This is a genomic window from Microbacterium sp. Bi128 (assembly GCF_918698205.1).
The window spans coordinates 1-2,010 of record NZ_CAKKMM010000945.1 but is presented as its reverse complement, the minus strand read 5'-3'; the positions used below and the strand labels follow the sequence as shown (position 1 = coordinate 2,010).

Here is a 2,010-nt window from a genome sequence, read left to right as displayed (position 1 = left end):
GTAGTAGTCAGTGCCCAGTTCGGCACCGACCACCAGCGCCTCGGCGACTTCCGGCAGCGATTCGACCACCGTGTAGATGTCTGCCGAACCGAGCCGCAGCCCGTTGCGGTTGAGGGTCGAGTCGGAACGGCCGTGGATGAGGATGCCCCGGTGCGTGAACTCGATGTAGTCCCCGTGCCGCCACACCCCCGGATACATCGCGAAGTAGCTCTCGTGGTACCGGCTGCCGTCGTCTCCCCAGAAACTCAGCGGCATCGAGGGCATTGCCTTGGTCACCACCAGTTCGCCCTTTCCCCGGGTGGGATTGCCGGCTTCATCCCACGACTCCACGCGCACTCCGAGGGCCGGAGCCTGGATGTAACCGACATGGACCGGCAGTGTCGGAGATCCTCCCACGAAGATGGAGGCGATGTCGGTGCCACCACTCATCGAACTCAACCAGATGTCACCCACATTGCCGTAAACCCAGCGATAACCGTCGGCCGAAAGCGGCGATCCAGTGACCTGAAGGGATTTCAGGGCACCCAGGTCGTGGTCGCGCATCGGTAGCAGTGCGGCCTTCGCGCAGGCATGGACAAATCCAGCACCGACACCGAGGACCGCGACCTGCTCGGCAGCGGCAATCTGCCACACCCGGTCGATGGACGGGAAGGTGGGGTTTCCGTCGACGAGTACCGCCGTCGCCCCCACGCCCAGTGCGGAGACGAGTGCATTCCACAGCACCCAGCTCGTCGAGGCCACATTGAGATAGCGGTCCCCGGGCCCCAGGTCGGAGTGAATGAGGAGCATCTTCATTTCCTCAAGCAGCGCCCCGCCGTGGCCATGCACAATGCCCTTGGGAATGCCCGTTGTCCCGGAGGAGAATAGGACCCACAGGGGGTGGCTGAACTCGACGTCGTCAAAGACGAGCTCCGCCGATTCGGCCACGGCCTGTGCCCAGTCCACGGCCGGGGCCCTGGTTGGGACACTCGGGACGGAGGTATGCCGTCCCACCCAGATCACGTACTCGAGGGTGGGGAGCTGGGCGAAGATCTCCCCCAGCTCCGCGCGGCGGTCCCGGTCCTTCCCGCCAAGCATGTAGCCCGGGGCGGCGATGACGACCTTTGGACCGAGCTGGGCGAACCGCGAAACGATCGCACCCGGGCCGAACTCCGGGGCGCAGACGGACCACACGGCACCGATCGAGGCGGCGGCGAGCAGCCCGACGACGGCCTCGGCAACATTCGGAAGGATCGCCACGACCCGGTCCCCGTGCCTCACGCCGCGGGTCCGAAGGTGCGCGGCCAGGGAAGCCACCTCGCGCCGCAGCGCGTCCCAAGTGACCTCCTCGCGCGTCCCGTCCTCGGCAATGCCGATCAGTGCGGTGCCCTCGTGGCCCTGCAGCAGGTGCCGGGCGTAATTGAGGGTCCGTCCCGGGAACCAGCGCGTGTGCGGCATGGCGTCGTTGGTGCAGACGGGCCCTGGCGTCCCGCCGAACTCGACTCCCGCAAACCGGGCAAAGAGTTCCCAGAACTGCTCGGGCTCATCCACCGACCACTGCCAGAGCTCGTCGTAGCCCGCACCGACGTCGATGTCCTGCCCGTCCAGGAAGGCGGCGAAACGTCCGACGCCGGTCTCCGCGCTGTCCTCTGGTTCGGGTTGCCAGATCATCTCGCCGTCAGCGGCATGGGCGTCGGTGATCATGCGCTCTCCAAGGGCCGGGAAGCCTCCCTGCGCCGCTCGGCGATCTGGGCCGCAGTGAGGGGCTCGGTCCCGATCAGTACGAAAAGGACCCGGGCCGTGGTGTCGGTACGGTTGGACCACGCGTGGCTGGTGGCGCGTTGCACGGCCACATCGCCGGCGCGCATGGTCGCCTCACCCTCATCGACCAGCAACGTGATTTCACCCTCGAGGACGACGGCGTAGTCCAGCGAGTCGGTGCGGTGGAACCAGAAGTGCTTCGATCCGCTGTGCTCGGCACCCGCTTCGGCCTCGTCATGCCCGTCGAGCTCGCTGAAGATCACCGAGCCC

The 2,010-nt window shown here is 66.8% G+C and carries 2 protein-coding genes; both read right to left on the bottom strand.

Going from position 1 to position 2,010, the window contains the following annotated elements:
* The coding region (locus tag LQV45_RS28330; protein ID WP_230010270.1) for an acetoacetate--CoA ligase at nucleotides 1–1,683 on the bottom strand (1,683 nt) is incomplete at its 3' end.
* Nucleotides 1,680–2,010, bottom strand: a 331-nt coding sequence (locus LQV45_RS28325; protein ID WP_230010268.1) for a cupin domain-containing protein, incomplete at its 5' end; no start/stop codon positions are given. The genes LQV45_RS28330 and LQV45_RS28325, both read right to left, overlap by 4 nt.